20 protein-coding genes are annotated in these 22,340 nt (G+C 73.3%); 9 read left to right on the top strand and 11 right to left on the bottom strand.

From position 1 onward, the window contains the following. Positions 1–127 precede the first annotated feature (127 nt). The 3 genes from IG86_RS0114445 to IG86_RS0114455 all read left to right on the top strand — a co-directional run bounded on the left by IG86_RS0114445 (position 128) and on the right by IG86_RS0114455 (position 5,017). Entirely contained in the window at positions 128–754 is a 627-nt protein-coding gene (locus tag IG86_RS0114445; RefSeq protein ID WP_030820515.1) for a YigZ family protein, read from the top strand. Between the two features lie 85 nt (positions 755–839). Then, entirely contained in the window at positions 840–2,009 is a 1,170-nt protein-coding gene (locus IG86_RS0114450) for an exonuclease SbcCD subunit D (protein ID WP_030820517.1), read from the top strand. Then, on the top strand, positions 2,006–5,017 hold the full coding sequence (locus IG86_RS0114455) for an AAA family ATPase (RefSeq protein ID WP_030820519.1): 3,012 nt from the start codon (positions 2,006–2,008) through the stop codon (positions 5,015–5,017). Before IG86_RS0114450 ends, IG86_RS0114455 begins: the two co-directional genes overlap by 4 nt. Here the strand turns inward: IG86_RS0114455 and IG86_RS0114460 are convergent. Continuing rightward, on the bottom strand, positions 5,007–5,453 hold the full coding sequence (locus IG86_RS0114460) for an Lrp/AsnC family transcriptional regulator (RefSeq protein ID WP_030658384.1): 447 nt from the start codon (positions 5,451–5,453) through the stop codon (positions 5,007–5,009). The genes IG86_RS0114455 and IG86_RS0114460 overlap by 11 nt on opposite strands. A 94-nt stretch (positions 5,454–5,547) precedes the next feature. Between IG86_RS0114460 and IG86_RS0114465 the strand changes: the two genes are divergently transcribed. Beyond that, positions 5,548–6,063, top strand: a complete 516-nt coding sequence (locus IG86_RS0114465; protein ID WP_030820521.1) for a rhodanese-like domain-containing protein — start codon at positions 5,548–5,550, stop codon at positions 6,061–6,063. 119 nt (positions 6,064–6,182) lie between these two features. Here IG86_RS0114465 and IG86_RS0114470 read toward each other — a convergent pair whose 3' ends face one another. The 4 genes from IG86_RS0114470 to IG86_RS0114485 form a co-directional block, all read right to left on the bottom strand. Then, on the bottom strand, positions 6,183–7,886 hold the full coding sequence (locus IG86_RS0114470) for a DUF885 domain-containing protein (protein ID WP_030820523.1): 1,704 nt from the start codon (positions 7,884–7,886) through the stop codon (positions 6,183–6,185). Between the two features lie 252 nt (positions 7,887–8,138). Next, a complete protein-coding gene (locus IG86_RS0114475; RefSeq protein ID WP_030820528.1) occupies positions 8,139–9,596 on the bottom strand; it encodes a GNAT family N-acetyltransferase in 1,458 nt (485 codons plus the stop codon). A gap of 111 nt (positions 9,597–9,707) precedes the next feature. Next, positions 9,708–11,276 carry an alkaline phosphatase D family protein gene (locus tag IG86_RS0114480; protein WP_030897096.1) on the bottom strand — a complete coding sequence of 523 codons (1,569 nt, stop codon included), beginning with the start codon at positions 11,274–11,276 and terminating at the stop codon, positions 9,708–9,710. Positions 11,277–11,495: 219 nt separating this feature from the next. Further along, a complete protein-coding gene (locus tag IG86_RS0114485) occupies positions 11,496–12,371 on the bottom strand; it encodes an alpha/beta fold hydrolase (RefSeq protein WP_030820530.1) in 876 nt (291 codons plus the stop codon). 288 nt (positions 12,372–12,659) lie between these two features. Here IG86_RS0114485 and IG86_RS0114490 point away from each other — a divergent pair, with 288 nt between their 5' ends. Continuing rightward, a complete protein-coding gene (locus tag IG86_RS0114490) occupies positions 12,660–13,427 on the top strand; it encodes a GntR family transcriptional regulator (protein ID WP_030820531.1) in 768 nt (255 codons plus the stop codon). 206 nt (positions 13,428–13,633) lie between these two features. On the opposite strand, the gene IG86_RS0114495 is transcribed toward IG86_RS0114490, so the two are convergent. The 3 genes from IG86_RS0114495 to IG86_RS0114505 form a co-directional block, all read right to left on the bottom strand. Then, on the bottom strand, positions 13,634–14,791 hold the full coding sequence (locus IG86_RS0114495; protein ID WP_030897097.1) for an ROK family transcriptional regulator: 1,158 nt from the start codon (positions 14,789–14,791) through the stop codon (positions 13,634–13,636). Between the two features lie 101 nt (positions 14,792–14,892). Beyond that, a complete protein-coding gene (locus IG86_RS0114500) occupies positions 14,893–15,543 on the bottom strand; it encodes a response regulator (protein WP_030820532.1) in 651 nt (216 codons plus the stop codon). Between the two features lie 4 nt (positions 15,544–15,547). Continuing rightward, on the bottom strand, positions 15,548–16,726 hold the full coding sequence (locus tag IG86_RS0114505) for a sensor histidine kinase (RefSeq protein ID WP_030820534.1): 1,179 nt from the start codon (positions 16,724–16,726) through the stop codon (positions 15,548–15,550). Between the two features lie 108 nt (positions 16,727–16,834). Between IG86_RS0114505 and IG86_RS0114510 the strand changes: the two genes are divergently transcribed. The 4 genes from IG86_RS0114510 to IG86_RS0114525 are packed head-to-tail and all read left to right on the top strand — an operon-like array spanning position 16,835 to position 19,491. Continuing rightward, the gene (locus IG86_RS0114510; protein WP_030897098.1) at positions 16,835–17,746 is read left to right on the top strand and encodes an ABC transporter ATP-binding protein; all 912 of its coding nucleotides are present in this window, start codon (positions 16,835–16,837) and stop codon (positions 17,744–17,746) included. 28 nt (positions 17,747–17,774) lie between these two features. Beyond that, on the top strand, positions 17,775–18,524 hold the full coding sequence (locus tag IG86_RS0114515; RefSeq protein WP_030820537.1) for an ABC transporter permease: 750 nt from the start codon (positions 17,775–17,777) through the stop codon (positions 18,522–18,524). Between the two features lie 40 nt (positions 18,525–18,564). Further along, positions 18,565–19,002 carry a hypothetical protein gene (locus tag IG86_RS0114520; RefSeq protein ID WP_030897099.1) on the top strand — a complete coding sequence of 146 codons (438 nt, stop codon included), beginning with the start codon at positions 18,565–18,567 and terminating at the stop codon, positions 19,000–19,002. A 12-nt stretch (positions 19,003–19,014) separates the two neighbouring features. Beyond that, a complete protein-coding gene (locus IG86_RS0114525; protein WP_030897100.1) occupies positions 19,015–19,491 on the top strand; it encodes a hypothetical protein in 477 nt (158 codons plus the stop codon). Between the two features lie 18 nt (positions 19,492–19,509). Here IG86_RS0114525 and mug read toward each other — a convergent pair whose 3' ends face one another. The 3 genes from mug to IG86_RS0114540 all read right to left on the bottom strand — a co-directional run bounded on the left by mug (position 19,510) and on the right by IG86_RS0114540 (position 22,336). Beyond that, positions 19,510–20,052, bottom strand: coding sequence for a G/U mismatch-specific DNA glycosylase (mug, locus tag IG86_RS0114530; protein WP_037942478.1), 543 nt, complete (start codon positions 20,050–20,052; stop codon positions 19,510–19,512). Beyond that, positions 20,049–21,482, bottom strand: a complete 1,434-nt coding sequence (gene purB, locus IG86_RS0114535) for an adenylosuccinate lyase (protein ID WP_030820550.1) — start codon at positions 21,480–21,482, stop codon at positions 20,049–20,051. The genes mug and purB overlap by 4 nt, the downstream gene beginning before the upstream one ends. Before the next feature lie 71 nt (positions 21,483–21,553). Beyond that, entirely contained in the window at positions 21,554–22,336 is a 783-nt protein-coding gene (locus IG86_RS0114540) for an SGNH/GDSL hydrolase family protein (protein ID WP_030897102.1), read from the bottom strand. Positions 22,337–22,340 lie beyond the last annotated feature (4 nt).

The following is a 22,340-nucleotide window of genomic DNA, read 5'->3' on the forward strand; positions in this document are numbered from 1 at the left end:
GTCGTCTGCCGCTGTCGCTCAGCCGCATCAACCGAAAACCCCCGCGTCCGATTCCCCTTGTACGCCCGGGGCCCGTCCGGCTTCCACGACGGCCGGGCCGGGTGTGACCACGGATTAGGGTGGAGCGGTGAAGGCAGACCAGTACGTGACGGTGGCCCGTGAGGGCGCGCACGAGTCGGAGATCAACCGCTCGCGCTTCCTGTGTTCGCTCGCGCCCGCCGCGACCGAACAGGAGGCGCAGGAGTTCGTCGCGCGCATCCGCAAGGAGCACCCCACCGCCTCGCACAACTGCTACGCCTACGTCGTCGGCGCCGACGCCGCCGTCCAGAAGGCCAGCGACGACGGGGAGCCCGGCGGCACCGCCGGGGTGCCCATGCTGCAGATGCTCATGCGCCGGGACGTCCGCTACGCCGTGGCCGTCGTCACCCGCTACTACGGCGGCGTGAAGCTCGGCGCCGGCGGGTTGATCCGCGCCTACGGCGGCGTCGTCGGCGAGGCCCTCGACGAACTCGGCACCGTCACCCGGCGGCGCTACCGGCTGGCCACCGTCACCGTCGACCACCAGCGCGCCGGCAAGACGCAGAACGACCTGCGCTCCACCGGCCGGACCGTGGTGGACCTGCGCTACGGGACCGCCGTGGAGATCGAGGTCGCCCTCCCCGAGGCGGATCTGCCCGCCTTCGAGGCCTGGCTCGCCGACAGCACGGCCGGTACGGCCCGTCTCACCCTGGGCGGGGAGACGTACGCGCCCTGAACGCCCCCGGGGACGGGTTAGCGTAGTGGGGTCCAGCGAGCGGGAGACGACCAGGGGGAGACGGCATGTGCGGCGGGGCCGGCGAGTGAAGTTCCTGCACACCTCCGACTGGCACCTCGGCCGGGCCTTCCACCGGGTGAACCTGCTCGGCGCCCAGGCCGCCTTCGTGGACCACCTCGTCGACACGGTCCGCACTCACGAGGTCGACGCCGTCCTCGTCGCCGGCGACGTCTACGACCGCGCCGTGCCCCCGCTGCCCGCCGTCGAGCTGTACGACCGGGCCCTGCACCGGCTCGCCGAGCTCGGCGTGCCCACCGTCATGATCTCCGGCAACCACGACTCCGCGCGCCGGCTCGGGGTCGGAGCCGGGCTGATCGGCCGCGCCGGGATCCACCTGCGGACCGACCCGGCCGGCTGCGCCGACCCCGTCGTACTGGCCGACGTACACGGTGACGTGGCGCTCTACGGGCTGCCGTACCTGGAGCCGGCCCTGGTCAAGGACGAGTTCAGCACGCGGAAGGTCAGCCACGAGGCGGTCCTGGGCGCGGCCATGGACCGGATCCGGGCCGACCTCGCCACCCGCCCGCCCGGCACCCGCTCCGTCGTCCTGGCACACGCCTTCGTCACCGGCGGGCAGGCCAGCGACAGCGAGCGCGACATCAGCGTCGGCGGCGTCGAAGCGGTGCCCGCCTCCGTCTTCGACGGGGTGGACTACACCGCCCTCGGCCACCTCCACGGCTGCCAGACGATCAACGAACGCGTCCGCTACTCCGGTTCCCCTCTCGCCTACTCCTTCTCCGAGGCCGACCACCGCAAGACCATGTGGCTGATCGAACTGGGCGCGGGAGGAGAGATCAGCGGCGCCGAGCGCATCGACACCCCCGTGCCGCGCCCCCTCGCGAGGCTGCGCGGACGCATCGACGACCTCCTCGACGACCCCGCGTACGCCGTGCACGAGGGCGCCTGGGTGGAGGCCACCCTCACCGATCCGGTCCGCCCCGACGACCCCATGGCCCGCCTCGCCACCCGTTTCCCGCACACCCTCACCCTCGCCTTCGACCCCGAGGGCCGCCGGGAGGAGACCGGCGCCTCCTACGCCCAGCGCCTGCGCGGCCGCACCGACCAGCAGATCGCCGAGGACTTCGTCGCCCACGTACGCGGCGGCGGCCACCCCGACGAGGCCGAACGGGCCGTCCTCCAGGGCGCCTTCGACGACGTCCGAGCCGACGACAGCTGCCGGGAGACCCACCGATGAGGCTGCACAGGCTGGCCGTCACCGCCTTCGGACCGTTCGCCGAGCCCCAGGAGATCGACTTCGACGCCCTGTCCGGCGCCGGGATCTTCCTGCTGCACGGCCCCACGGGCGCGGGGAAGACCTCCGTGCTCGACGCCGTCTGCTACGCCCTCTACGGATCCGTGCCCGGCCCCCGCCAGGCCCCCGGCACCAGCCTGCGCAGCGACCACGCCACCGCCGGCACCGCCACCGAGGTCACCCTCGAACTCACCGCGGGCGGCCGCCGCCTGGAGATCACCCGGCGCCCCGAGCAGGAGCGTCCCAAGAAGCGGGGCACGGGCACCACCAAGGACAAGGCGCAGAGCTGGCTGCGCGAGCACACAGGCGAGGGCTGGGCGGCCCTCAGCCGCTCCCACCAGGAGATCGGCGAGGAGATCGAGCAGCTGCTCGGCATGAGCCGTGAGCAGTTCTGCCAGGTCGTACTGTTGCCGCAGGGGGAGTTCGCGCGGTTCCTGCGCGCCGACGAGGCGGCCCGCGGCCGGCTCCTCGGCCGGCTCTTCGACACCCGCCGCTTCGCCGCCGTCGAGACCCTGCTCGGCGAACGGCGCCGGGCCGCCGAGGCCAGGGTCCGGGCCGGCGACGAGAAGGTGCTGCACACCGCCCAGCGGCTCGCCCAGGCCGCCGGGGACAGCGCCGACCTGCGGGCCTGGCCGCTGCCCGGACACCAGCCGGGAGATCCCGGGCTGGCCGGAGCGGTCCGCGCCTGGGCGGCCGTCGCCCGCTGCTCCGCCCGCGAACGGCTCGACGTCGCCGAATACGCCCTCGCCGCCGTCGAGAGCCGGCACGCTGCCGCCCGCCGGGCCGCCGAGGACGCGCGGGAACTCGACCGGCTCCAGCGCCGGCACGCGGAGACCGCCCGCCGGGCCGCCCTGCTCGCCGAGGCGGAGCCCGAACGCGAGCGGGTGCGCGGCCTGCTGGACGGGGCCCGGCGGGGAGCCCTGGTGGCCCCCGCCCTGGAGCTGCGCGGCGCGGCCTCCGCGGCCCACCTCGCCGCCGCGCACGCCGAGACGGCGGCGCGGGCGGAACTGCCGCCCCCGCTGCGGGAGGCGGGCACCGAGCAGCTGGCCGCCGTCGAGCAGCGGCTGCGCGAGGAACTCGGCGCGCTCGGCGCCGCCCACCGCGCCGAGCAGCGCAGCGCCGAGATCGGCCGCGAACGGGCCGACCTGGAACGGGAGTCCCGGGCCGCCGAGGAGCAGCACCAGGAGGCCGCCGAATGGCTGGGGCGCTGGGACGACACCCGGACCGCCCTCCAGGAGCGGGTGGACGCCGCCCAGCAGGCCGCCACCCTGGCCGAGCAGCTCGCGGGCAGGCTGGAACCGGCCCGGATGAACCTGAACGCCGCCCGCAGGCGGGACGAGTTCGCCGCCGACGCCGAGCGCGCCGAGGGCGAACTGCTCGACCTGCGCGGGGAGTCGGCCGCCGCGCGCGAACGCTGGCTGGAGCTCAAGGAGGCCCGGCTGCGCGGCATCGCCGCCGAACTCGCCGAAGCCCTGGTGGCCGGAGAGGCCTGCACGGTGTGCGGATCCGCGGAGCACCCGGCTCCGGCCCGCCCCGCCCCCGGACACGTCGACCGGGCCGCCGAGGACGCCGCGCACGCCGCCTTCGAAGAGGCCGAGCAGGCCCGGGCCGCCGTCGAGCGCCGGCTCGCCGTCGCCCGGGAGGCCCGCGCCGAGGCCGCGTCCGCCGTGGGGGAGTCCACCACCGCCGAACTCCTGGCCCTGACCACCGACCTGACCACCCGGCACGCCGCCGCCCACGCCGCGGCCGCCGGCCTGCACGCCGCGCGGGAGCAGCTCGCCCGGGCCGAGCGGGAACACGCCGCGCGCAGCGCCGACCGGCTCGACGCCGAGACCCGGGCCGCCGCGCGGGCTTCCCGCCGTGAGGCCCTGGACCGGGAACAGGCCTCGCTGGAGGCCGAACTCGCCCTCGTACGGCGGGACGCGCCCACCGTCGCGGCCCGCGCCCGGACCCTGGAGGACCGGGTCAGGATGGTCGCCGGCGCCGCCGCCTGCCTGCGCCGCGCCGAGACGGCCGCCGCCCGGCTCAAGGAGGCCGACGACCAGCTCGCCGACGCCGCCTTCAGGGCGGGCTTCGACACCATCGAGGCCGCCGCCGACGCCGTTCTCCCCGAGTACGAACGCACCGCGCTCCAGCACCGGACGGACGCCTGGCAGGCGGAGGAGGCCCTCCTGGCGGACCGCCTCGGCGAGACCGACGCCGCCGAGGCCGCGGCACTGCCCCCGGCCGCGCCGGACACCGCCGAGGCGTACGCGGTCCAGGCCGCGGCGAAGCTCCGTACGGCGGCCTCCGCCTGTGACGCGGCCCGGGTCCGCTGCGCCGAACTGGACCGGCTCTCCCGGCAGACGGAGCAGGAACTGCGCGCGCTCGGCCCGCTGCGCGAGGCCTACGACCGGGTGGCCCGGCTGGCCGGACTGACCGCGGGCACCTCCGCCGACAACGAGCGCAAGATGCGCCTGGAGGCCTACGTCTTGGCCGCCCGCCTGGAGCAGGTGGCCGCCGCCGCGACGGTACGGCTGCTGCGCATGTCCGGCGGCCGCTACACCCTGGTGCACTCCGATGCGAGGGCGAGCGGACGGGGGCGTTCCGGCCTGGGGCTGCACGTGGTCGACGCGTGGACCGGCATCGAGCGGGACACCGCGACCCTTTCGGGCGGCGAGACCTTCTTCGCCTCGCTCGCCCTCGCACTGGGCCTCGCCGACGTGGTCACCGACGAGGCGGGCGGCACGCGCCTGGACACCCTCTTCATCGACGAGGGCTTCGGCAGCCTCGACGACCAGGCACTGGACGAGGTGCTCGACGTCCTGGACTCACTGCGCGAGCGGGACCGCAGCGTCGGCATCGTCAGTCACGTCGCCGACCTGCGGACCCGGGTCCAGGCCCAGCTGGAGATCGTCAAGCAGCGCGGCGGCTCCGTCGTGCGCCACCGGACGGCGTCGCTCACGGACTGAGCGGGCGGCGGGGCAGCGGCGAGGAGTAGACGATGCTCGTCGTCACCGAGCCGAGCCCCGCGATCCGGCCGGTGACCTCCTCCAGATGTCCCATCGAGCGCGTCGCGACCTTGAGCACGAAGCAGTCGTCGCCCGTGACGTGATGCGCCTCCAGGATCTCCGGGGTGGCCTCCAGGAAGTCGCGGAACGGCTTGTAGTTGCCGTGCGGATAGCGCAGCCGTACCAGGGCGAGGATCGATTTGCCGAGCTTCTCCGGGTCCACCACGGCCGTGTACCCGGTGATCACCCCTGCCTCCTCCAGCCTGCGCACCCGCTCGGTGACGGCGCTCGCGGACATGGACACGGAGCGGGCGAGTTCGGTGAAGCTGGCGCGGCCGTCCCGCTGGAGTGCTTCGAGGATCCGCCAGTCGGTGGCGTCAGGGGAATAGTCGGTCATGGGGCAGGTCTAGCAGGGGATTCCCCGGTGGGCCAAGGCGAAGGCCGGGGAAAGTCACTTCCGAGGAAGATCAACAGATCGTAGATTTCCAGTCATGACAACGACGCAGAACGCCTCCTCCGTCCCCGCCACCGCCAACCCCGTGCTCCGGGTGCCCCCGGCCTCCCCGGCCGCGGCCGCCGCGTACTTCGCCGCCAGCCTGGCCTTCCACGCCGACGTCTCGGACGTCGCGAGCGCCTTCAAGGCCCACCGCGAGTCGGGCGCCGAGCTGGGTTTCCAGCTCGTCGACTCCCGCTCCACGCCCTCCTGGGACCAGGCGCACGTGCCCGGCGCGGTCCACCTGCCCACCGCGCTCATCCCCGAGCAGGCCGAGCGGCTCCTGGACAAGAACGTCCCCGTGGTGACGTACTGCTGGGGCCCCGGCTGCAACGGCGCCACCCGGTCCGCCCTCGCCCTCGCCGAACTCGGCTTCCAGGTCAAGGAGATGCTCGGCGGCATCGAGTACTGGATCCGCGAGGGCTTCGAGGTCGAGACCTGGCAGGGCACGCAGCAGCGCGGCGAGGCCGACCCGCTGACCGCGCCGACCGACTCGGACGACTGCGGCTGCTGACGTGTCCGCCCGACGCGGACGGGCCGCCCACTCCCGGAGGAGATGAGCGGCCCGTCCGTCGTCCGTCGCCCGCCGTAGGGCGGGCGTGCGGCCGTGAGGTGCCGTGCCGTGCTGCGCCGTCAGAGCTTCGACAGCTCGTCCAGCAGATCGTCCAGCCCCAGCGAACCCTGCGACAGCGCCGCCATGTGCCAGGCCTTCAGGTCGAAGGCATCGCCGTGCGCGGCGCGCGCGTTGTCCCGGCCCAGCAGCCAGGTGCGCTCGCCCAGCTTGTAGCCGATCGCCTGCCCCGGCATCGACAGGTAGCGGGTCACCTCGCTCTCCACGAACTCCGCGGGCCGGCCGCTGTGCAGGCCGAAGAACTCCTGCGCGAGGTCCACGGTCCACCTCTCGCCCGGGTGGAACGGCGAGTCCGCCGGGATCTCCAGGCCCAGGTGCATGCCGATGTCGACGATGACCCGCGCCGCGCGCATCATCTGGCAGTCCAGGTAACCCAGGCGCTGCTCGGCGTCCTTGAGGTAGCCCAGCTCGTCCATCAGCCGCTCCGCGTACAGGGCCCAGCCCTCGCAGTTGGCGCTGACCCAGCCGACGGTGGCCTGGTAGCGCGAGAGCTGGTCCGCCACGTGCGTCCACTGCGCGAGCTGCAGGTGGTGGCCCGGAACGCCCTCGTGGTACCAGGTGGACACCAGGTCGTACACCGGGAAGCGGGTCTGGCCCATGGTGGGCAGCCAGGTGCGGCCGGGGCGGGAGAAGTCCTCCGAGGGGGAGGTGTAGTACGGGGCCGCGGCGCCGCCCGGAGGGGCGATCCGGGACTCCACCTTGCGGACCCGCTCGGCGAGTTCGAAGTGGGTGCCGTCGAGGTTCTCGATGGCCTCGTCCATGATGCCCTGGAGCCAGGCCTGGACCTCGTCCACCCCTTCGATGTGGGTGCCGTGCTCGTCCAGGTGCTTCAGGGCCTCCCAGGGGCCGGCGCCCGGGAGGATCTTGGCCGCCTCGGTCTTCATCTCGGCGAGCAGCCGGTGGTACTCCGACCAGCCGTAGGCGTAGGCCTCGTCGAGGTCCAGGTCGGTGCCGTTGAAGTACCGCGACCAGCGGGCGTACCGCTCGCGGCCCACCGTGTCCGGGCTGCCCTCGACGGCGGGGGCGTACACCGCGGTCATCCAGTCGCGCAGTTCGACGACGGCGGCGGTGGCGCCGGCGGCCGCCGCGTCCAGCTCGCTGCGCAGGGACTGCGGGCCGTTCGAGGCGAAGTCCTCGAAGAAGGCCGCGGCGGTGCCGTCCTGGCCGGCCCAGGTGGTCAGCTGGCCGATCATGGTCCCGGTGGCGCGCGGGCCGCCGTGCAGGCCGCGCTCCAGGCCGAGCCGGAGGCTCTCGCGATAGCCGGCGAAGGCGGCCGGGACGGCGCGCAGCCGCTCGGCGATCGCCGCCCAGTCCTCGTCGGTGTCGGCCGGGGTCAGGGAGAAGACCTCGCGGACGGAGTGCACGGGGCTGTGGATGTTGCTGACCGCGCGCAGGTCCTCGTCCGCCTCGTGGACCGCGAGCTCGGCGGTGAGCCGTTCGCGGAGCAGACGGCCGCAGCGCCGCTCGGCATCGGATTCGGCGCCGGGCAGCGCCTCGGCGGCGTCGAGGCGGGCGAGGGTCTCACGGGAGAGTTCGGCGACGGCGGCGCGGCCCGCCGGGGAGAAGTCCGGGAGCTTGGCGGAGCTCTCGGCTACACCCAGGTAGGTACCGGTGATCGGGTCGAGGGCGATGAGGCCGTCGACGTAATCGTCGGCCACCTGGCGGGGCAGCCGGGGGGCGCTGCCGGTGTGGAGGGTCTCTGACATGCGGCCATCTTCGTATGTGAGGCGTCCTCCCGTCATCACCGATTGTCGGCAGCCTCCCGAGTTGGGCCGGAGCACGGCTGCCGGGTCCACCCCGGGGTGATCAACGGGCCCTGTGTACAAGCGACTTCACAGTCCGGCGGGGGTGCGGTGGGCGGAGCTGCGGCCCGGAGTTTGGCCGGATCCGGACGCAGGCGACCCGCTCCGGACGGGACGCCCGCGTCCGGAGCGGGCCGCCTGCGGCCCGGGCGGGGCTCAGTGGGGACGGCGCGGAGCCTGGTGCTCGTGCGGCAGCCCGAGGGGGAGTCCGTACGGCAGCCGCGAGCCGGCGGGGGCCGCTCCCAGCCGGGCCGTGATCACCAGGGTGCCCTCCTCGATCTGGTAGTCGAGGGGGAGGCCGAGGCCGCGCATGGCGGCGACCATGCCGGTGTTGGCGGCCTGGGTGACGGCGTACACGCTGTCGCACCCGGCCTCGACGGCCATGGCGACGAGCCGGCTGAGCAGCTCGGTGCCGATGCCGCGGCGCTGCCAGTCGTCCTCGATCAGCAGGGCGACCTCGGTCTCGTCGCCGTCCCACAGCAGGTGGCCGAGGGCGACGAGCTTCCCGGACGCGGTGGTGGCGGCGAGGGTGCGGCCGAAGCGGGGGCTGAGCAGGTGGCCGAGGTAGCGGTCGGCGTCGGCGACGGGGCCGTGGTAGCGCAGTGCGAGGGTGCGCTCGGAGCAGCGGTCGTGCATCGCGCGGGCCGCGGCCAGGTCGGATCCGTCGGCGCGGCGCACGGTGATCTCGTTGCCCTCGGGGAGGGTCAGTACGTCCTGGCTGCGCGGGACGCGCGGGCCGAGCCGGGCGTCGAGCTCGACCAGGGCGCGGGCCCGGGCGAACTCGGTCGGGGTGAAGGGCAGGTAGGGCCGCTCGATGGTGATCGCGCCGCCCGAGGGGTCGCGCAGGCGCATGACGGTGGCCTCCAGCACGCCCTCGACCGGGGCGTCCGCACCGGAGTTGGGACGGCCGGAGAGCGTGGTCGCCGGGATCGAGTGGATGGTGCAGCGGCCGAGCAGCTGGCGCAGGGCGAGGGGGAGCTCGGCGGCGTCCAGGGCGGTACGGGTGGCCAGGCCCAGCAGTCGCGTCGGGGTGTCGACGAGGTCGTGGGCGTCGGCGCGCTCGATCCAGGTGCTGTGGCCGCCGGCCCGGGAGACGGCGCGGGTGAGGTCGGCGGAGGGGAGCTGCTGCGGGGCGCGCAGCAGGAACTCGTCCACGGTGCCGCCCTCGGGCAGCGGGTGCGTCTGGAGGGTGAGGATGTCCACGCCGTGGCGGGCGAGGGCGGTGCAGAGGACGGCCAGGGAGCCGGGCTGGTCCCGTACGGTCGTGCGCATCCGCCACAGGGCGGTGGTCGCGGTGGCGGTCGTCGTGCCCTCGGTGGCCGCGGCGCTCGCGCCGCCGGCGGCGGCAGACGGGGCCGGATCCCCGGGCGGCGGTGTGCTGGGCGGCGGCGCATGGCTGTGACGCCGCGCCCACCAGGTGTGGAAGGCCGCGGTCACCAGCAGCGCGACGGCCGAGGCGACCAGCAGGATGGGCCCCCTGGGGCCGTGCACGACGAGATTGGCGATGGCGTCGGCGACCGCGACGGCGCAGAACAGTGCGGCGAGTTCGACGACGTCGCGGCGCCAGTGGTGACGGTGGGGACGCTGGGCGGGGGCGTGGATACGGTCAGTCATGCGCACCACTGTTGCGCAAGGGTGTTGCGTGATCACGAACGAACTGTGACCGACTGGTTAAGTGTCCATCTGGCCGATTTCACCCAGTTTTCGGGGTCTTTTGCGGCTGCCCTACTGGCCCACACGCCCGGGCTGGAGGGTCTTGGTGAAGAGTACGCCGCCTCCCTGGCGGCGCAACCGCACGGTGAGGTCGCCGCTGTCGCCGTCGATGTCGACCTCCCCGTAGTAGGGAGGGTTCTCGGACGGCGCCATGTTGGCGAAGGGCGCCGACTGGACGAAGGCCGTCTCCGGGCCGAAGGTGGCGTCGAGCCGTCCGGCCGGGAAGCCGCCGGCTCCGATGGGACCGGAGACGAACTCCCAGAACGGCGCGAAGTCGGTGAAGGCGGCCCGCTCGGGCGCGTAGTGGTTCGCGGCGGTGTAGTGCACGTCGGCGGTGAGCCAGAGGGTGCCGGTGATGCGCTGGTGCTTGATGTACCGCAGCAGTTCGGCGATCTGCAGCTCCCGGCCCAGCGGGGCGCCCGGGTCCCCCTGGGCGACGGCCTCGAAGTTCGCGGCTCCGTCGGGGACGACGATGCCCAGCGGCATGTCGGCGGCGATGACCTTCCAGGCGGCGCGGGAGCGGGAGAGCTCGCGCTTGATCCAGGCGAGCTGCTCGGGGCCGAGGATGCCGACGGGGTCCTCGGTCTGGCCGCCGGGGGAGTTGGCGTTGCGGTAGGTGCGCATGTCGAGCACGAAGACGTCGAGGAGCGGGCCGTAGCGTGCCACGCGGTACATCCGGCCCTCGGCGCGGCCGCCGCGCAGGTCGGTGACCGGGAAGTACTCGCCGAAGGCGCGGCGGGCCCGGGCGGCGAGGGTGTCGGCCTCCTTGACGGTGTAGCGGGGGTCGTCGATCAGCTGGCCCGGGTACCAGTTGTTGCGCACCTCGTGGTCGTCCCACTGGGCGAGGACGGGGACCTGGGCGTTGAAGCCGAGGAGGTTGCGGTCGAGGAGGTTGTAGCGGAAGTTCCCGCGGAACTCGTCGAGGGTCTCGGCCACCTTCGACTTCTCCGCGGTGGTGATGTTGCGCCAGACGGTGCCGTCGCGCAGGGGCACGGCGGACTTGATCGGGCCGTCGGCGTAGATCGTGTCCCCGCTGAAGAGGAAGAAGTCGGGGTCGCGTCGGCGCATCTCGTCGAAGACGCGGTAGCCGCCGACATCGGGGTTGATGCCCCAGCCCTGGCCCGCCAGGTCGCCCGACCACAGGAAGCGCACGTCCCGGCGGCGGGAGACCGGGGTGGTGCGGAAGGTGCCGTGGACCGGCTCGGCGGTGCGGCGGGGGTCGTCGGGGTCGGCCAGGACGACCCGGTAGTGGATCTGCTGCCCGGGCGGGAGGTCGCGCAGGACGGTCGTCCCGGTGAAGTCGCTCGACGGGCCGAGGAGCGGGCCGCGGTGGCGGCGTACGGCGTAGCGGAATGCCTCGCTCGGAGAGGTCTCGACGTACATGCGCGCGAGGCGGTCGGAGCGGGTCCACACGGTCGCCGAGTGCGCGGTGATCTCGCCGGACTGGACGCCCCAGTGCGCGTTCGGCCGGCCGGAGCGGGCGAAGGCGGGAGCGGCGAGCGCCGGTGCGGCGAGCAACGCGGAGGACAGGGCGAGGGAACCGCCGATGAGGGACCGTCGGGTGTGCGGGGTCGATGCCATCGGTGCGTCTCCAGGGGGGCGGCGAGGACGGGTCGGACCAGCGTGCCGTCGCGCACCGGCCCGGCCGCGTCGCCCACGCGAACCGCGGATGAACAGCCGCCAGCCGCTCATCCGTTCAGGCGTCCGACCCCTTGACTCGAACGGGTCCCACTCACTCGCCCACCGACGCCCTCACTGACCGGCGCACCGACTCACTCACCGACTCACTCCCTGGTTCGCTCACTCGTGCGCGTACTCGCTCTCGCGCGACCCGGCCGGCTCGGCGCTGCGCGCCGTGTCCAGTACCACCCGGGCGACGAGGGCCGGGTCGTCGCTCATCGGGACGTGGCCGCAGCCCGGGAGGCGGACCAACCGTGCCCCAGGGAGGGTGTGCTTGGCCCGTACGCCCTGGCGGCGCAGCAGCAGCCGGTCGCGGGTGCCCCACGCGATGGTGACCGGCAGCCCCGGCACGTCGTCGGTGAAGCGGACGGAACCACCCGCGGCGAGGGTGTCCTCGAATCCGGTGGCATGGCGCAGGGCGAGGGTCTCGGCGACCACGGCCTCGGGCGAACGGCGGGCCGGGCGGGCGTAGATGGTGCCGGTGAGCGCGGCCCGGCCGACGGCGGTGCGCGAGAGCCGGTGGACGGCGGGAAGGGGAAGCGTCCTGGCGCCCGCCCGCATGGCCAGGAGTGCGGCGAAGGCGTAGCGGCGTTCGGCTTCGGTCCAGAACCCGGCGGGGGAGAGGGCCGTGATCGAGCGGACGAGATTGCTCCGGCCCATTTCGAGGGCGAGCAGGCCGCCGAGGGAATTGCCCGCCACGTGCGGGCGCTCGACGCCGAGGGCCGTGCAGAGCGCTCCGAGTGCCGGGGCCACGGTGCCCAGGGAGTACGGGACGCCCTTGGGCAGCGGCTCCGAGGCGCCGAAGCCGGGCAGGTCGACGGCGATCACGTCGTGCTCGGCGGCCAGGATGTCGGTCACCGGGTGCCATGCCTGGAGGTGATGGCCGATGCCGTGCAGCAGGAGGAGCGGTTCGCCCGAGCCCTTGCGCTCGTAGGCGACGGTGGTGGTCCGGGGGCCGAGCGGCGAATCGATCGTGAAGGAGACCGTGGCGGTCATGCTGCTCCTCATCGGTTGGACTGCTGCGAGACAGGCTGTCAGGAGTGCCCACCGCCATGATTACCGTCGGGTAGCCCTTGACTACAAGCCTTCGGCGCATACGAGAACATCCCGTGAACGGCTTGATACATATGCCCGATCTGCCCGGCAAAGGTATGAGCATTGGTCTTGACCAAGGGGGTGCACGGTCCTATCGTCGCAGGGATAGTGCAGGAACCTTTAATAAACAAAGGCGCGGAACTGCCGCTGGAACACACGGCGAGTGCAGCGATGGCAGGAGGAGTCAGGGTGGGGACCACGCAGCTCGAAACGGTGCCGGAGCCGAAGTACTGGCACCTCAAGACCGTCCTCAGCGAGGCGCTCGACCAGGACTTCGCCGTCGGCGAGGTGCTGCCCAACGAGCGTGAACTCGCAGCCCGCTTCGGAGTCGCCCGTGCGACCCTTCGTCAGGCGCTGGAGCAGCTGGAGCTCGAAGGCCGGCTGCAGCGCCGCCGCGGCGTCGGCACCACCGTCGCCCCGCCGCGCGTCGGTGTGGCCGTCGGCAGCACGCAGCACGGCTGGCCAGGAGAGGCCACGGACGGCTGGGAGCCGCAGGACGCCTCGGAGTCCCTGCCGCCGGCCGCAGTGGTGAAGCTCCTCGCTGCCGGTGGGGCGTTCGCCGCCGACCAGCCGGTGCACACCGTGCGCCGGACCAGGATGACGAACGGTCAGGCCGTCGCCGCCGAGCTGCTGTACGTGCCCGTCACCTCGGTGCCCGGACTGCCCGCCATCGAGGCCCCGTCGGGTCCTGCCCGTGCGCGTGCCGTCCTGCGCGAGCTGCAGCGGCTGGTCCTCGACGGCCAGGACCGGTCGGTGGAGCTGGGCTCCGCCCGAGCCGACGACGCCAAGGAACTGGACCGGCTGCCCGGCGCACCGGTGCTCCTGGTCACCACGCGCTACTTCACCGCCGCGGGAACGGCCGCGGTCTCGGTGGCCACCTACCGCGCCGACACCTGCCGTCTCACCTTCGGTGACTCCGGCGGCGTCGAGATCACGCACGAGCCCGTCGCCTCCTGACCCCCGGCCGAGCCGGTACGGCCGTGGTCCGGCCCCGCGTCTGCGGGCCGGACCACGGCCGTCCGGCTTTTCCGGGTGCGGTTATCCGGGGGTGCGGGGGCCGTGGTGCTGCCGGACCGGGCCCTGGGCCCTGGGCCGTGCGGAGGATGCCGGGACCCGGGCCGGGGTCGGGGCGGGATGGGCTGCGCGGGGTGTCGGCGGCGGTGTCAGCGGCGTCGGGCCGTGACCGTCTTCTCCACCGCGAAGAGCTCTTCCTCGACGTGGTCCAGCGCGAGCCGGAGGGCCCCGGTCGCCACCGCCGCCTCGCCGAGCAGCGACAGGGCCACCCGCGGCGGGCGCAGGCAGTAGCGCTCCAGCTCCCGGCGCAGGGGTTCCAGGACCCCGTCCAGGCCGGCCGCCCAGCCGCCGACGACCACCAGCTCCGGATCCATCGCCAGGACCAGCGCCGCCACGTCGTGCACCAGACGCTGCAGGAACCGTTCGACGGCGGCGACCGCCCGCTCGTCGCCCCGCTTGGCCTTCGCGAAGACCTCGGCGACGGCCGGCTCGTCCAGCGGGTGCAGGGGCTCGCCCGTGGTCGACAGCAGTCGCTCGGGCGTCGCCTCGCGGCCCAGCAGGTGCAGGGCGCCGATCTCCCCGGCCGCCCCGCCGAAGCCCCGGTGCAGCCGGCCGCCGATGAGGGAGCCCGCGCCGGGACTGAGCCCCGCCATCACGAACACCATGTCGCCGGTGTCCCGCGCGGCCCCCTTCCAGTGCTCGGCGACCGCCGCCGCGTTGGCGTCGTTCTCCACCTGCACCGGGCAGCGGAACGAGCGCCGAAGCCGGTCCCCGAGCGGCAGCCCGGTCCAGCCGGGCAGGGCGGTGCCGAGGCGTACGGTGCCGTCCGCCTCCACGATCCCGGGGCTGCCGACCCCGACCGCCCGCAGCGAGTCCCGCGGCACGCCGGCGCGGCGCAGCAGATCGGCCACGGCCGCGCGCACCCGCTCCAGCCGCTCGTCGGCGGAGGCCGTCTCGGCGACCTCCTTGGTGCCGGCGCCGATGATGCGTCCGTCCAGCCCGGACAGCAGCACCGCGATCCGGTGCGAGCCGATCTCTATGCCGAGCAGGTGCCCCGCCTCGGCCCGGAACCGGAACCGTCTGGCCGGCCGTCCCTGCCGCCGCGCGCCCTCCTCGGCCTCGGCCTCGACGACGAGCCCGGTCCCGATCAGTCCCTCCACGACACCTTCGACGGTCGGCCGGGAGAGCCCGGTCAGCCGTGTGAGGTCGGTGAGGGTCGGCGACCCGGCCGTCCGCAGTGCCCGCAGCACCACCGCGGAATTGATCCGCCGGAGCAGAGAGGGGTCCCCGCCGGTCAGCTGCCCCAACGTGTGTCCTCCCAGCTAGCGAGCTTGTCAGCCGGATCGTACTGCGCGCCGGGTGCGGCGGCGAGAAGCAGCCCCCCATCGGCCGGAGCAGGCCCCTCCTCTCAGGCGGGTGAGACGAAGCCCGACTCGTACGCCGTGATCACCGCCTGGGTGCGGTCGCGCGCCCCCAGCTTCGCCAGGATCGCACTGACATGGGACTTGACCGTCTCCGCCCCGATGATCAGCTCGGACGCGATCTCCACATTGGTGAGCCCCCGCGCCATGGCCCGCAGGACCGCCTCCTCCCGCTCGGTCAGGGCGGCCCGCTCCAGCACCGCCCGCGCCTGCCGGTTGCCGTACTCCGCGGCCAGGGCCCGTACGGCCGCCGGGAAGAGCAGCGTCTCGCCCTCGGCGACCAGCCGTACCGCGTGCACGATCTCGGACGGCCTGGCCCGCTTCAGGAGGAACCCGTCAGCTCCGGCCCGCAGCGCCTGGTAGACGTACTCGTCGTTCTCGAAGGTGGTCACCACGAGGATCTTCGGCGGGGAGTCCACCGTCCGCAGCACCGCCCGGGTCGCCTCGATCCCGTCGAGCAGCGGCATCCGCACGTCCATGGCCACCACGTCCGGCCGCAGCTGCCGTACGAGCGGGATCACGGAGGCGCCGTCGGCCGCCTCGCCCACCACCTCGATGTCGGGCTGGGCGTCCAGGACGGCGCGCAGACCCGCGCGGACCAGGGGTTCGTCGTCGACGAGCAGTACGGTGACCGGCATCCCGTCAGCGTATTCGCTCCAGCGGCAGCCGTGCGCGCACCCTCCAACCACCCTCGTACACCCCGGTGTCGGCCTCCCCGCCGAGCAGCGCGGCCCGTTCGCGTATCCCGCGCAGTCCGCTGCCGCCGCTGAGCGTCACGCCGGGCCGTTCCGGCAGCGCGTTCGTCACCTCCAGATCCAGCCGGTCCTCGGCCATCTCCACCCGCACCCGGACCGGTACGGGCCCGCAGTGGCGCAGCACGTTGGTGAGCGCCTCCTGCAGGATGCGGTACCCCTCCCGGGTGACCGGACCCGGCAACTTCTCCAGCGGCCCGGTCAGTTGCGCGTCCACCTCGGAGCCGGAGGCCCGGGCCGACTCCAGCAGCCGGTCGGCCTCCGCCAGCGTCGGCCGCTGCGACGGCGGCTGCCCCGACTCCCGCAGCACGCCGAGCACCCGCTCCAGGTCCTCCAGCGCGGCTCTGCCCGTCTCCTCGATGGCGCACAACGCCCGGTCGGTGAAGGCGGCATCGCCCGCGGCGCGCGCCGCCCCCGCCTGCACGACGGCCACGGTCAGCGCGTGCCCGATCGAATCGTGCAGCTCCCGCGCGATCCGCGTGCGCTCCAGCAGCTGCTCCGTCCGCTCCTCCAGCGCGCTCAGCCGCTCGGCCGCCGAAGGGCTGAGCAACCGGGTGGCGGCAGCCGTGATCAATTCGCCGAGCAGGACGACGACGACCATGAGGACGACGAGCGGCACGGGCGCCAGCAGCGCCGCGACCCAGCGATTCTCCGGTATGAACGGCGCAAGGGGGTCGGGATCCAGGGAGTGCCCGAGCGCCGTCGCGATGAGTTCGACGGTCATCGCCGGCATCCACACGGTGGCTGCCACCGCTCCGATCGCGATGACCATCCGTGTCTCCAGCCACAGCACCGTCCGCCAGCGGTCGCCCCAATGAGCCGACGGCGCGAGGCTTATGGCGCCCTCGGCCGCGCCGCGGTCGTACGGGGTGAGCAGGAACTGCGCCTGGAGTCCTTCCGCGAGCCGCACCCAGGGCACCAGCCCGAAGGGGAGGACAAGCAGCATCGGCCCCCACGGCCACTCGGGAACCACGAACATCCATATGGCCAGCAACAGCAGCGGCACGCAGAGGTGCAACCAGCGCGAATACGTCACTGGTCGGAGCGGGGCACGCAGCAGTCGGTACATGCCCCCATGGTCGCAGCGGGCCGCCGGGTGCCGTCTCCCCCATGTGGGGGAGACGGCACCCTCGCACGGGGGAGGGAGGGGGGTGGGGCGGGCGGCGAATCTTGAGCCATGAACAGCATCGAGATCCGAGAACTGACCAAGGCATACGGCTCCCACCGTGCGGTGGACGGCCTCACCTTCGATGTCCTGCCCGGGCGGGTCACCGGATTCCTGGGCCCCAACGGTGCCGGGAAGTCCACGACCATGCGCCTGCTGCTCGGCCTGGACCGGGCGACCTCCGGCACGGCCACCATCGGCGGCCGGCGCTACCTCGACCTGCCGGACCCGCTGCACCGGGTCGGCGCCCTCCTGGACGCACAGTCGGCGCACGGCGGGCGCACCGCCCGCGACCACCTCCTTTTCCTGGCCGCCGCCGGCCGCATGCCGGTACGCCGGGTGGACGAGGTCCTGGAGCAGACCGGCATAGCCTCCGTGGCCCGGCGGCGCATCAAGTCCTTCTCACTCGGCATGCGCCAGCGCCTCGGCATAGCCGCCGCGTTGCTGGGCGACCCCGGGGTGCTCCTGCTGGACGAGCCGACCAACGGACTCGACCCCGAGGGCATCATCTGGATACGCGAGCTGATGCGCGGGCTCGCCGCCGAAGGGCGCAGCGTGCTGGTCTCCAGCCACCTGATGTCGGAGACCTCCGCGTTCGCCGACCACCTGGTCGTCCTCGGCAAGGGCAAGCTGCTGGCCGACACGTCGATGGCGGAGTTCATCGACGCCCGCAGCACCCGGCGGGTGCGCCTGCGCACCTCCGATCCGATCCGGCTGCGGGTCGCTCTGGCCCGGGAGGGTTTCGAGCTGGCCGCCGCCGACGACGGGCGGTGGACCGTCGAGGGCATACGGGCCGAACAGCTCGGCAACCTGGCAGCCCGTGAGGGCATCCCCGTGCTGGAACTGTCCGACGAGCGCGCCTCACTGGAGCAGGCCTACCTCGATCTCACCGCCGATCACGCGCAGTTCACCGCAACCCACTGACTTCCCCGAGCCTTCAGGAGGCACCGCCATGCGCGCCGCTCTGCCCACCGTCCCCTCCCTGCATTCGGAATGGATCAAGATACGGTCCCTGCGCGGCACCCTCGGAGGGCTGATAGCCGTCCTCGCCGCCACCGCGGGCATCCAGGCGCTCACGGCCGCAGCGATCGGCCAGGCCGAGGAGGGCAGCATGGGTTCCGATCCGCTCTTCGCCGCCTACTACGGCATCTCCTTCGGGCAGATCGCCGCCATGGTCTTCGGCGCCGGCGCCGTGTCCAGCGAGTTCCACAACGGCGCTCTGCGCACCTCCCTGGCGGCCGTGCCGAACCGCACCCGCTTCTACCTGTCGAAGATCGCGACGGTGGGCGTCCTGGCCCTGCTGACGGGTCAGGTCACCGGGCTGGCCACGTTCGTGGCGGGGCAGGCGTTCATGGGCCAGTACGCCCTGGAGCTCGGCGACCCGGGTACCTACCGAGCCGTTGTCGGCAGCGGGCTCTACCTCACGCTGATGGCATTGTTCGCGGCCGGGCTGACCGCCGTACTGCGCAGCGGGACGGTCGTGCTGAGCCTGCTCATACCCTTCGTCCTGCTGGTGTCCTTCGTCGTCGGCGAGGCTGCGGGGGGCGCGGCCCAGTTCCTGCCGGACCGCGCGGGGCAGTTGGTCGTGCACTCCCGGATGGAGGGCGACCTCGGCCCATGGACCGGTCTCGGCGTGATGGCCCTGTGGGCGGGTGCCGCCGTGCTCGGCGGCTGGCTGGCGGTGCGCCGCAGGGACGCGTGACGCCAGGCCAGTTGTCAGTGCCGCTCGGGATACTGACGGCATGACCACGGCAGAGCACCTCGACACGATCGACCGGCTCCTGACGCAGGAGTTCCCCCGGGAGCCGGTCCGCACCGTCGACAGCAGCAGCGGTCCGGGATTCCACCTGGTGCAGCTCTCCCGGACACCGCCCTTCTGGGACGACGACGGCTCGGGCCGCATCGAGGCCGCCGACCAGATCAGCGCAGAGTACGGGGCGCTCACCCAGGCCGTGACCGACCGGTGGGGAGACCCGCAGATCTTCAGCCTGGGGACGTTGAGGGACCGCGTGTTCGAGGGGGAGGAGATACCGCAGCCATGGACCGATCTGAGCGCCGCCACCGACCACGTCCACCTCTGGCGGTCCGCAGAGCGCTGGCTGGTGGCCTGTGTGACACAGCACGACCCCGAAGACCCGTACCTGTTGACGGCAGCGGTCACCGTCGTCGACCCGCCGTAGGAGGCCCGCGCGATGAGTGATGTCCATGAGCTGACGGTCGCCGTCGACCTGCGGGATGAGATAACCGCGGGGGAGCTCGCCGAGCTGCGCTGGCATCTGGGGATCGGGGGGCGGCCGGAGCGCTTGTCCGTCGTCACCCGGTTCCCGGTCGTGGTGTGGGACGAGGAGGGGGACCCGGTGATCGAGGAGGATCCCCGTCCGCTGCTGGCAGGGCGGGGGGCCGCGGCGCGGGTGGGGGGCGCGCTCTGTTCGGCGTTGGAGAGCCGGGCGGACCTGCCGCGGAGGGGCTGGGCGCTGACGTCCCGACAGGAGATCCACCCGGACGAGTTCGAGAAGGTCGGCGAGCTGCTCGGCTGGCTGGCCGCGCGGGCTCACGAGACGCACCGGCGGGGGGACGGTGCGGTCGGGGTCGGATTCTTGAGGTTCCACGAAGCCGACGTCCCGGAGGTGCTGACGGTCGAGGGCGGCCAGGTCGGATGGCCGGGGTGAACCTGACTCCCGTGGCCGTCAGTCGGGGGGAGTCGCGGCCTCGCGGAGGCGGGCGTACTCCTGGGCCATTGTCTCGGCGGTCCAGTGGGCGTTGAGCCCGCTGGGATTGGGGAGGGCCCAGATGCGGGTGGAGCCGATGGTGCGCTCCTGGGGGCCGATCTGCGCCTTCCTCTCGCCGAAGGCCGTGCGGTAGGCCGTGACGCCGACCACGGCCAGCCATTGGGGGCGCAGCAGTTCCACCTTGGCCGTCAGGATGCGGCCGCCCTCGCGGAACTCCTCGGCGCTCAGCTCGTCGGCCCGGGCCGTGGCGCGGGCCACGACGTTGGTGATGCCGAGGCGGTAGGTCAGGAGTTCCTCCTGCTCCGCGGGGGCCAGCCGGCGCGGGGTGAAGCCCGAGAGGTGCAGGACCGGCCAGAAGCGGTTGCCGGGGCGGGCGAAGTGGTGGCCCGTAGCGGCGGAGAGGAGACCGGGGTTGATGCCGCAGAACAGCACACGCAGACCGCCCGCGACCACGTCCGGGAGGACGCGGTCGCGGGCGGCGGCCAGCTCTTCGGGGGTCAGAGGATCGACCCCGGCGCGTATCCGGCGGCCTCCGGGTGCTGCTTGGCGATCGCCTCGATGCGGGAGACCACCGTCGCGACCTGGTCGCCCGCGGCGCCGGTGAAGGACAGCTTGTCCGCCATCAGCGCGTCGAGCTGGGCCCGGTCCAGCGGCATCCGCTCGTCGGCGGCCAGCTTGTCCAGCAGCTCGTTGCGCTCGGCGCCCTGCTCGCGCATGGCGAGCGCGGAGGCGACCGCGTGCTCCTTGATGACCTCGTGGGCGGCCTCGCGGCCCACGCCGGCCCGCACCGCGCCCATCAGGACCTTGGTGGTCGCGAGGAAGGGGAGGTAGCGGTCCAGCTCGCGGGCGACGACCGCGGGGAACGCGCCGAACTCGTCCAGGACCGTCAGGAAGGTCTCCAGCAGGCCGTCGAAGGCGAAGAAGGCGTCCGGCAGGGCCACGCGGCGGACCACGGAGCAGGAGACGTCGCCCTCGTTCCACTGGTCGCCGGCCAGCTCGCCGGTCATCGAGGCGTAACCCCGCAGGATGACCATCAGGCCGTTCACGCGCTCGCAGGAGCGGGTGTTCATCTTGTGGGGCATCGCGGAGGAGCCGACCTGGCCGGGCTTGAAGCCCTCGGTGACCAGCTCGTGGCCGGCCATCAGGCGGATCGTCTTGGCGATCGAGGACGGGGCGGCGGCCAGCTGGACCAGCGCGGTGACCACGTCGTAGTCGAGCGAGCGCGGGTAGACCTGGCCGACCGAGGTGAAGGCGTGCGCGAAGCCGAGGTGGGTCGCGATCCGCTGCTCCAGGTCGGCCAGCTTGGCGGTGTCGCCGCCGAGCAGGTCGAGCATGTCCTGGGCGGTGCCGACGGGGCCCTTGATGCCGCGCAGCGGGTAGCGGTCGAGGAGGTTCTCCAGGCGGTCGTAGGCCACCAGCAGCTCGTCGGCCGCGGTGGCGAAGCGCTTGCCCAGGGTGGTCGCCTGCGCGGCCACGTTGTGGGAGCGGCCGGCCATGACCAGCTCGGCGTGCTCGCCGGCCAGCTTGCCGAGGCGGGCGAGAACGGCGACCGTACGGTCGCGGGCCAGCTCCAGCGAGAGGCGGATCTGGAGCTGCTCGACGTTCTCGGTCAGGTCGCGTGAGGTCATGCCCTTGTGGACGTGCTCGTGGCCGGCGAGGTCGTTGAACTCCTCGATGCGGGCCTTCACGTCGTGGCGGGTGACCTTCTCGCGCTCGGCGATGGAGGCGAGGTCGACCGTCTCCAGGACGCGCTCGTAGTCGGCGAGGGCCGCGTCCGGGACCTCGATACCGAGGTCCTTCTGGGCGCGCAGCACGGCGAGCCACAGCCGCCGCTCCAGCGTCACCTTGTACTCGGGGGACCACAGGACGGCGAGCTCCGCGGAGGCGTAGCGGCCGGCCAGGACATTGGGGATGCGGGGCTTGGCAGTCACGTGTAGGGATTCTACTTGGGCCGCCGCTGTGTGTTTACGCAGGTCGGGCGACCGCTCGTGATTGTGCCTTGCTACGAGAGCGGCGCGTCCCCGTACGGCTGCAGTTCGGGGCGCTTGGCCGGGCGGCCGTCCCCGGAGGATCGGCCCGTCAGGCGGCGCCCGATCCACGGGAGCAGGTGCTGCCGGGCGAAGCTCAGGTCCTGCGACCGTCGCGCCGTCCAGCCGGGCGGCTCGGCGACGGGCAGTTCGGTACGCCAGTCCAGCTCGGAGGGCAGGCCCAGGGTCTGCCAGACCGCCTCCGCCACCCGGCGGTGGCCGTCGGGGGTCAGGTGCAGCCGGTCGACGTCCCACATCCGGGGGTCCGCGAGGACGGGAGCGCCGTAGAGGTCCACCACCAGGGCGCCGTGCTTGGCGGCGAGCTCGTCGATGGTGGCGAACAGCTGCTCCATGCGGGGACGGAAGCGTTCCATCACCGGCCCGTTGCGCCCCGGGGAGCGCATCAGGACGAGCTTCTTGCAGGAGGGTGCGAGGAGCTCCACCGACGCCTCCAGATGGTCACGGACCCGGCCCATGTCCACCTTGGGGCGCAGCGCGTCGTTCAGCCCGCCCACCAGGGTCACCACGTCGGCGCCCATCGCGGCCGCCACGGGGACCTGGTCCTGCGCGATCTGTCCGATGAGCTTTCCGCGGACCGCGAGGTTCGCGTAGCGGAAGTCCGGCTCGCGCGCCGCGAGACGGGCGGCCAGCAGGTCGGCCCAGCCGCGGTAGGAGCCGTCGGGCAGGAGGTCGGACATTCCCTCGGTGAAGGAGTCGCCGACCGCGACGAAACTGGTGTAAGACGCATTCATCTCCATGGCG

Source organism: Streptomyces virginiae (assembly GCF_000720455.1).
GTDB classification, from domain to species: domain Bacteria; phylum Actinomycetota; class Actinomycetes; order Streptomycetales; family Streptomycetaceae; genus Streptomyces; species Streptomyces virginiae.

Excerpts from the sequence above, each read along its gene's own strand:
- IG86_RS0114500 (WP_030820532.1), bottom strand. The coding sequence starts at position 15,543 with ATGCCGGTCACCGTACTGCTCGTCGACGACGAACCCCTGGTCCGCGCG.
- IG86_RS0114485 (WP_030820530.1), bottom strand. The coding sequence starts at position 12,371 with ATGACCGCCACGGTCTCCTTCACGATCGATTCGCCGCTCGGCCCCCGG.
- IG86_RS0114465 (WP_030820521.1), top strand. The coding sequence starts at position 5,548 with ATGACAACGACGCAGAACGCCTCCTCCGTCCCCGCCACCGCCAACCCC.
- IG86_RS0114470 (WP_030820523.1), bottom strand. The coding sequence starts at position 7,886 with ATGTCAGAGACCCTCCACACCGGCAGCGCCCCCCGGCTGCCCCGCCAG.
- IG86_RS0114480 (WP_030897096.1), bottom strand. The coding sequence starts at position 11,276 with ATGGCATCGACCCCGCACACCCGACGGTCCCTCATCGGCGGTTCCCTC.
- IG86_RS0114520 (WP_030897099.1), top strand. The coding sequence starts at position 18,565 with ATGACCACGGCAGAGCACCTCGACACGATCGACCGGCTCCTGACGCAG.
- IG86_RS0114525 (WP_030897100.1), top strand. The coding sequence starts at position 19,015 with ATGAGTGATGTCCATGAGCTGACGGTCGCCGTCGACCTGCGGGATGAG.
- IG86_RS0114540 (WP_030897102.1), bottom strand. The coding sequence starts at position 22,336 with ATGGAGATGAATGCGTCTTACACCAGTTTCGTCGCGGTCGGCGACTCC.
- IG86_RS0114505 (WP_030820534.1), bottom strand. The coding sequence starts at position 16,726 with ATGTACCGACTGCTGCGTGCCCCGCTCCGACCAGTGACGTATTCGCGC.
- IG86_RS0114515 (WP_030820537.1), top strand. The coding sequence starts at position 17,775 with ATGCGCGCCGCTCTGCCCACCGTCCCCTCCCTGCATTCGGAATGGATC.
- IG86_RS0114460 (WP_030658384.1), bottom strand. The coding sequence starts at position 5,453 with ATGACCGACTATTCCCCTGACGCCACCGACTGGCGGATCCTCGAAGCA.
- IG86_RS0114475 (WP_030820528.1), bottom strand. The coding sequence starts at position 9,596 with ATGACTGACCGTATCCACGCCCCCGCCCAGCGTCCCCACCGTCACCAC.
- IG86_RS0114510 (WP_030897098.1), top strand. The coding sequence starts at position 16,835 with ATGAACAGCATCGAGATCCGAGAACTGACCAAGGCATACGGCTCCCAC.
- IG86_RS0114455 (WP_030820519.1), top strand. The coding sequence starts at position 2,006 with ATGAGGCTGCACAGGCTGGCCGTCACCGCCTTCGGACCGTTCGCCGAG.